This is a genomic window from Aquitalea sp. ASV11, from assembly GCF_016429185.1.
Classification (GTDB): domain Bacteria; phylum Pseudomonadota; class Gammaproteobacteria; order Burkholderiales; family Chromobacteriaceae; genus Aquitalea; species Aquitalea pelogenes.
Map to the genome: position 1 here is coordinate 1 of NZ_JAELUD010000216.1, position 317 is coordinate 317.

The 317-nt window shown below is 73.2% G+C and carries 1 protein-coding gene; it reads right to left on the reverse strand.

The genetic code is table 11. The features are described 5' to 3' along the window. Positions 1-134 precede the first annotated feature (134 nt). Positions 135-317 (reverse strand): hypothetical protein (locus JHD62_RS21805; protein ID WP_199104629.1); only part of this gene is annotated, 183 nt, incomplete at its 5' end.

A 317-nucleotide genomic window follows, 5' to 3' on the forward strand; every position in this document is an offset into this window, starting at 1 on the left:
GACGCCAATCGGGGGTGGCAGGCACATGGCAGGATTGGCGTACCGTTCCAGGAGCGGTGCCTCGTGAGAGGCTCCCACCATGGCCCGCCATAGAAGACGTGCAATGGTTACGGACGCGACACGGTGTCTGTCTCTTATACACATCTCCGAGCCCACGAGACGAACGCAATAATCTCGTATGCCGTCTTCGGCTTGAAAAAAGGGGGGGGGGGGGGGGGGGGGGGGGGGGGGGGGGGGGGGGGGGGGGGGGGGGGGGGGGGGGGGGGGGGGGGGGGGGGGGGGGGGGGGGGGGGGGGGGGGGGGGGGGGGGGGGGGGG